This window comes from Micromonospora sp. KC213 (assembly GCF_004348325.1).
GTDB lineage: Bacteria > Actinomycetota > Actinomycetes > Mycobacteriales > Micromonosporaceae > Micromonospora.
Genome location: NZ_SMKF01000050.1, coordinates 26,409 through 33,022 on the forward strand (window position 1 = coordinate 26,409; position 6,614 = coordinate 33,022).

A 6,614-nucleotide genomic window follows, 5' to 3' on the forward strand; every position below is an offset into this window, starting at 1 on the left:
TGGAGCACGCATGCCGGTTCAGACCAGCCCCCGCCCCACATCGCTGGAATCCGATCCCTACGCACGGCCGTCGGCGACCATCCCGAAGCAGGGCGGTCGGGGCGGGCAGCGCACCGGCGGCGCGAAGAAGCGCACCAAGCGCAAGGATCCGCTCTGGGCCCGGCTGACCGTGGTGGCCGGGGCGGTGCTGATGATGACCAGCGGCGTCGCGATCGTCGGCAGCAAGGCGCTGATCAGCCAGGCCACCGGCAACATCGCCCAGAAGAACCTGCTCGGCGGGGCGGGCAAGACCGACGCCGAGGGCGGGGCCGACCTGAAGGGCCCGATCGACATGCTGCTGCTGGGCGTGGACGCCCGCGAGCGGTGGGCCGCGGACGACGTCCGCGCCGACAGCATCATCGTGCTGCACATCCCGGCCAGTCACGACCAGGCGTACATGATCTCGATTCCCCGGGACACCGAGGCGCAGATCCCGGCGTTCAAGAAGAGTGGCTACCCGGGCGGCACCGACAAGATCAATGCCGCCTTCCAGGCCGGCGCGCGCAACGGTGGCGGCTGGGAGGGCGGCGCCCAGTTGATGGCGCAGACCATCAAGAACATGACCGGGGTCAGCTTCGACGGCGCCGCGATCATCAACTTCGGCGGCTTCAAGAACGTCATCGACACCCTCGGCAGCGTCCGGATCTGCGTCAGTCACGAGGTCAAGTCGATCCACACCGTGATGGTCGACGGCAAGCAGATGTGGAAGGCGGACGCCAAGAAGACCGGCCGGCCGATGACCCCGGTGGTCTACAAGAAGGGCTGCCGGCAGATGACCGGCCTGGAGGCGCTCGACTACTCCCGCCAGCGCTACGGCCTGCCCAACAGCGACTACGACCGGCAGCAGAACCAGCAGCAACTGATCAAGGCGATGGCGAAGAAGGCCACCGACAAGGGCATGCTGACCAATCCGATCAAGGTGAACCAGCTGATCCGGGCGGCCGGCAAGGCGTTCGTCCTGGACACCGGCAACGTACCGGTCGCCGACCTGATCTTCGCCCTGCGCGGTATCAGCGCGAACGAGCTGACCATGCTGCGCACCAACGGCGGCACCTTCCACGGCAACGCCAACAACCGCGAGGCGCTCAGCGAGCAGACGCTGGAGATGTTCAAGGCGGTCAAGGAGGACAAGTTGGCCGAGTTCGTGTACGCCAACCCGACCGTCCTCTCCACCCGGCGCTGACCCGTACCGGATACCCGGAAACCCGCCTGACCGGCCCCGACCGACCCGTACCGTGAATTGAGAAAGCCTCACGTCACGGCCACGGGGAGGGCGTCACGTCCAGGTCAACGCGGACCAACCGGGGGCCGGACGCACCGCCGCCCGGCCGCCGGGCCGCCCGCTGGCCGCGAATCCTGCTCGGCGTCGGGCTCGCCCTGGTGCTGCTGGCCGCGCTGGCGGTGGTGGGCATGCGAACGCTCAGCAACCGGTACGAGCGCACCGTCAGCCGGGAGGAACTGCTCGCACCGGACGCCCGGCAACCCCGTACCGACCTCGACGAGGGACTCAACTACCTACTCGTCGGCACGGACCGGCGGACCGACTCGTCGCACCCGGACCAGCGCTCCGACACCATCCTGATCGTGCACCTGCCGCCGGGCATGCGGCAGGCGTACCTGATCTCCGTCCCCCGGGACCTGCTCGTGACCATCCCGTCCGGCAACGGGTACCCGGGCGGCCAGGACAAGATCAACGCGGCGTACGAACACGGCGGCGGCGGTCGCGGCGGAACCCGGCTGCTCTCCACCACCCTGACCCGGCTGACCGGGATCCGGTTCGACGGCGCAGCCCTGGTCGACTTCACCGGTTTCAAACAGGTCATCGACCTGCTCGGTGGCATCCGGATGTGCGTGGACACCCAGGTCAGCTCGATCCACACCGGGACCGTCTTCCAACCCGGATGCCAACAGATGAACGGCGCACAGGCCCTGGACTACGTCCGCCAGCGCTACGACCTGCCCGGCGGCGACTACGACCGGCAGCGGCACCAGCAGCAACTGCTCCGGGCGTTGCTCGACAAGGCCGGGCAGACCGACCTGCGCGGCGACCCGGTCAAGCTCGACCGGGTACTCCGGGCGGTGGGCGGCTCGCTGACCGTCGACACCAACGGCGTACCCCTTCAGGAGCTGGTCGTCGCCCTGCGGTCACTGCCGGCGGACGCGATGCGCGGGGTGCAGCTGCCGTCGCACCCGCAGACCATCGGCGCGGGCTCGTACGTGGTGCTCGACGACGCCGGCAGTGGGCTGTTCGGAGCGGTCCGGGCAGATCGGGTGCCCGACTGGGCGACCGCGCACCCACGCTGGGTCACCCGGCTCTGACCGGTGCCGGCGCACCAACCCGGCCGATGCCGACCGACCGAGCGAGGATCTAGGCTTGGTACCCGTGTTCGGACCCCAGGTTCCCAGCGTGCCCGTGACCGAGATCAACGACGAGACCTACCTGCTCGACGTCCGCGAGGACGACGAGTGGGCGGCGGGCCATGCTCCCGGCGCCCACCACCTGCCGATGATGCAACTGCCGGCCCGGCTCGCCGAGGTGCCCACCGACCGGGAGGTCGCGGTCATCTGTCGCTCCGGCGGGCGCTCCGCGCAGGTCGTCGGCTACCTGCTGCACCAGGGATGGGAGCAGGTGCGCAACGCCGACGGTGGGATGCGGCAGTGGGCCGCCGCCGGCCGGCCGGTGGTCGGCCCGGACGGGCAGCCCGGCCAGGTCGTCTGAGCGCCGACAGATGGGCGATCCGCTGGTCTTCGCGCACCGCGGCGCGTCGGCCGACCTTCCGGAACACACCCTGGCGGCGTACCTGCGCGCCCTCGACGAGGGCGCCGACGGCCTGGAGTGCGACGTCCGGCTGACCCGGGACGGGCACCTGGTCTGTGTGCACGACCGCCGGCTGAACCGCACCAGCAACGGTCACGGTCTGGTCAGTGCGCGTACCCTCGCCGAGTTGGAGACGCTGGACTTCGGGTCCTGGCATCCAGGGTGCGTCCCGGCCGACGGTGACGAGGTGCTGGACGAGACACACACCCGCCTGCTCACCCTGGAACGGTTGCTGGAGGCGGTGCTGGCCGCCGGGCGACCGGTCCGGCTGCTGGTGGAGACGAAACACCCCTCCCGCTACCGGGGGGACGTGGAACGCCGACTGGTCGCCCTGCTGCGCCGGTTCGGCCTCGCCGAGCCCGGCCCGGACGACCCGGTGCAGGTCACCGTCATGTCGTTCTCACCGCTGGCCGTCCGCCGGATCCGGGAACTCGCGCCGGCGCTGCCCACGGTGCTCCTGCTGGAGATACTGCCGCGCTGGCTGCGGCTCGGTCGGCTGCCCTTCGGCGCCCGGATCGCCGGCCCCGGCATCGGGCTGGTCCGGGCCCGCCCCCAGCTGGTGCCGGCGCTGCGCGCGGCCGGCAACCAGGTGTACGTCTGGACGGTGAACGAGCCGGCGGACCTGGAACTGGTCCTCGACGCCGGGGTGGACGGGGTGATCACCGATCGGCCGGCCCGGACGCTGGCCCGACTGGGCCGGTGAGGCCGCCGGCAGGGGTGCCCGGGCTCCGTTCGAGGGGGCACACTCGGGACATGCCGGAGCGCACCGATTTCGCCGCCCTGATCGCCGGCCACAGCACGGTGATCGACATGATCAATTCCGGTGACGCGGGGCTGCCCGTCCTCACCCGACTGCTCGAGGTGGCCCGGCCGGCCCTCGGTGCGGACAGCCTGGCCTTCGTCGAGTTCGCCCCGAGCGGCGGCCGGGTCATCGCGGCCAGCGGCAACGCCGAGTGGGCGGTCGGGCGACCGTTGCCCGCCACCGACCCGGCCACCGTCTGTCTGCTCACCGGGCCCCGGGTGCGGCAGGTACAGGTCGACCACCTGCCCGGGCCGCTCGCCGGTGAGCTGGCCGCGCGCGGGTTGCGCCGGATGGTGGTGGCCCGATCCGAGATCGGCGGGCTCACCGTCGGCAGCTTGCACGCGCTCTACACCGACGCCGAGGAGGCCGAGGACCGCAGCGGGCAGGCGGTGGTCGGCTACCTGGCCGCCTGCGTCGCCCACATGTACGGCGACCAGAGCGGGCTGCCGGTGCATGGTGACGGGCCGGTGGTGGCGGCCCTCGCCGACGGGCTTGCCGTGGTCGACCGGGACGGCCACGTCCGGCTCTGGAATCCGGCGGCGGCGCAGGTGACCGGCTGCTCTCCCCGGGAGGCGCTGAACCGGCCGCTGCCCTTTCCACTCCCCCCGTCCGGCCAGGTGCTCGACCATCGGATGCCGGACGGTCGCTGGTTGCGGGTCACCTCCGGGGAGTTGGCCGGGCCGGGTGCGCTGCGGGTGGTCACCTTCCGAGACATCACCGACCAGCAGCGCCGGACCTCCGACCACGATCTCTTCGTCGCGGTGACCAGCCACGAGTTGCGGACGCCGGTCACCGTGATCAAGGGGTACGCGGACACCCTGACCGATCACTGGGAGTCGCTGACCGAGGCCGACCGGCGGGCGGCGGCCCGGGTGATCGGCCAGCGCGCCAACGAGCTGGCCCGGCTGGTCGACCGGCTGCTCACCTCCGCCACCGACGTGTGCGCCGGTGGCGATGCGGCAGTCCCGTTCGACCTCGGCACGGCGCTGCGGGCCACCGTGCCGGACCTTCCGGCCGACCTGCGCCACCGGCTGGTCCTCGACGTTCCCGCCGATCTGCCCAGGGCCCTCGGCGACCGGCGCAGCATCGCCACGGTGCTGACCGAGTTGGCCACCAACGCGGGGAAGTACTCGCCACCGGGTTCCTTGATCGAGGTCACCGCGGACACGAACGGACAGACCGTCTCGTTCCGGGTCAGCGACCGGGGCGTCGGCATCCGCCCGGAGCACGTGGAGCGTGCGTTCGACCGGTTCTGGCAGGGCGAATCCGGGGACCGCCGGGGCTACCCGGGTGCCGGGCTCGGCCTCTATCTCGTCCGCCGGATCGTTGAACAGCAGAATGGATGGGTATCCCTTCGACCGAGAAGCGGTGGCGGTACGGTCGCAGAGGTGCGGTTGCCACGGGGATGACCAACCGGTCCGGCCGGGGGTGAGAGGAAGCCAGGGTGTCGACGCAGGCGGTCGAACGTTCATGGTGTGTGGTCGTGCCGCACCACGCCACCGGCGCGCGGGTGGCCCGGCGCCGACTCGCCGACGAGCTGGCCGGGGCGGTGCCCAGGTCCCTGTTGGCCGATCTCGTGGTGGTCCTGGCCGAACTGGTGGGCAACGCGGTCCGGCACGCCGACCCGCTGCCCGGCGGGGTGGTCCGGGTGGCCTGGCGGGTGCGCCCGACGCCGGCGGGGCCGAGCGTGTCGATCCGGGTGACCGACGGCGGCGCGGCAGCCCGGCCGCTGGTCCGGATGGCCGACCCGGACGCGATCGACGGTCGCGGCCTGCACATCGTCTCCGGTCTGTCGAGCCGCTGGGGGGTCCACCGGGACGGTCTGGGGCAGAGTGTCTGGGCGGAGTTCGACCCGGTCACCGTGGCGCCGGCCGCCCTGGCCGCCGCCAGCTGACCCCGACCGCGGGGGCGGGTCCTGCCCACACCGTCCGGTGGCGGCCTCTAGGCTGTGTCGCCGTGAGCAAGCGTCGAAAGAACCAGCGCGCCGGCGAGGCCGCTCCCCGCCGGGAGAAGGTCCGCGACATCTTCGTGCCCCGTCCGTTCGAGGGGCTGGTGGACGAACCGGAGTGGATCGCCCTGCGCGAGCTCGTGCCGGCCGCCTCGGCGCCGCTGCGGCTCACTCCGGAGCTGGTCGAGGAGTACGGTGACCGCCCGGTCACCCTGGCCACCGTGCTGCCGATGGCCGCACCGGTGATGACGAAACCGGACGGACGAATCTTCATCGGGCTCCAGCGGCACCAGCAGTCCGGCGACGTCTCCCGGGACCTGGCCGACGCCCTGCTCTGCGCGCTGCGTACCGAGCCGGGCGGCCAGGTGTCCGTGCCGCCGCTGCCCGCCCCCGGCCCACGCCTGCAGGACATCCTGGTGGACGGCCCGCTCGACATCACCATGCATGACGGTTTCGAGTTCTGGCTCGATCCGGGGGCGTCCGACGACCCGACCGTCCAGGCGTCCCTGGAGCGGGCGAACGCCGCCGTCTACCCGACGGTGAAGCTCACCGCCGCCCGCGCCGCCTACTGGTGCCAGGTGCCGGAGAAGGCGCACGTGCGCTGGGTGCTGCCGGAGGACGAGGACACCGCGCTGGACGCGCTGTCCCGGCTCTCCGCCGCCGGCACGCTGACGCTCGGCGAGGGCACGAGGTTCGCCGGCATGTTCCGGGCACACGGCCGGCTGGTGCCGGTCTGGGATCTACCGGAGAATGCCCCGGCCGCCGACTGGGAAGCGCCGGTCGCCGAGTTCGCCAAGCGGTACGCCGAGGCATTGGCGGATCAGGGGGCGCTGGACGCCGCCGGACGCCGGGCCCGCCAGGGTCTCCTCGGCCGCCAGCTCACCTTGCGCTGACCTCCCCGCCCACTACAGGTACGGGCACGGGTCTGAAGAGGCCCGCCCTGACCGTCGACACCGCCTCGGCCCGGGGACGGGAGGCGGCTCGGGGACAGGGGCGTGGCCGGGGTC

7 protein-coding genes are annotated in these 6,614 nt (G+C 72.2%); all 7 read left to right on the forward strand.

Going from position 1 to position 6,614, the window contains the following annotated elements; all coding sequences use genetic code 11:
* The first annotated feature begins 10 nt into the window (after positions 1-10).
* The 7 genes from E1166_RS13220 to E1166_RS13250 all read left to right on the forward strand — a co-directional run bounded on the left by E1166_RS13220 (position 11) and on the right by E1166_RS13250 (position 6,500).
* Complete coding sequence (locus tag E1166_RS13220; RefSeq protein ID WP_132338828.1) at positions 11-1,222, forward strand: LCP family protein; 1,212 nt, start codon at positions 11-13, stop codon at positions 1,220-1,222.
* A gap of 197 nt (positions 1,223-1,419) precedes the next feature.
* Positions 1,420-2,358 carry an LCP family protein gene (locus tag E1166_RS13225; protein ID WP_207914208.1) on the forward strand — a complete coding sequence of 313 codons (939 nt, stop codon included), beginning with the start codon at positions 1,420-1,422 and terminating at the stop codon, positions 2,356-2,358.
* Between the two features lie 64 nt (positions 2,359-2,422).
* Positions 2,423-2,758 (forward strand): rhodanese-like domain-containing protein, encoded by a 336-nt coding sequence (locus tag E1166_RS13230; protein ID WP_132262367.1) that lies wholly within the window; start codon positions 2,423-2,425, stop codon positions 2,756-2,758.
* A gap of 10 nt (positions 2,759-2,768) precedes the next feature.
* Complete coding sequence (locus tag E1166_RS13235) at positions 2,769-3,560, forward strand: glycerophosphodiester phosphodiesterase family protein (RefSeq protein ID WP_132262369.1); 792 nt, start codon at positions 2,769-2,771, stop codon at positions 3,558-3,560.
* A 50-nt stretch (positions 3,561-3,610) separates the two neighbouring features.
* Positions 3,611-5,068 carry a PAS domain-containing sensor histidine kinase gene (locus E1166_RS13240; RefSeq protein WP_132262371.1) on the forward strand — a complete coding sequence of 486 codons (1,458 nt, stop codon included), beginning with the start codon at positions 3,611-3,613 and terminating at the stop codon, positions 5,066-5,068.
* A gap of 68 nt (positions 5,069-5,136) precedes the next feature.
* On the forward strand, positions 5,137-5,553 hold the full coding sequence (locus tag E1166_RS13245) for an ATP-binding protein (protein WP_207914210.1): 417 nt from the start codon (positions 5,137-5,139) through the stop codon (positions 5,551-5,553).
* A 62-nt stretch (positions 5,554-5,615) separates the two neighbouring features.
* Positions 5,616-6,500, forward strand: coding sequence for a DUF5926 family protein (locus E1166_RS13250; protein WP_132338832.1), 885 nt, complete (start codon positions 5,616-5,618; stop codon positions 6,498-6,500).
* The last annotated feature ends 114 nt before the right edge of the window (positions 6,501-6,614 follow it).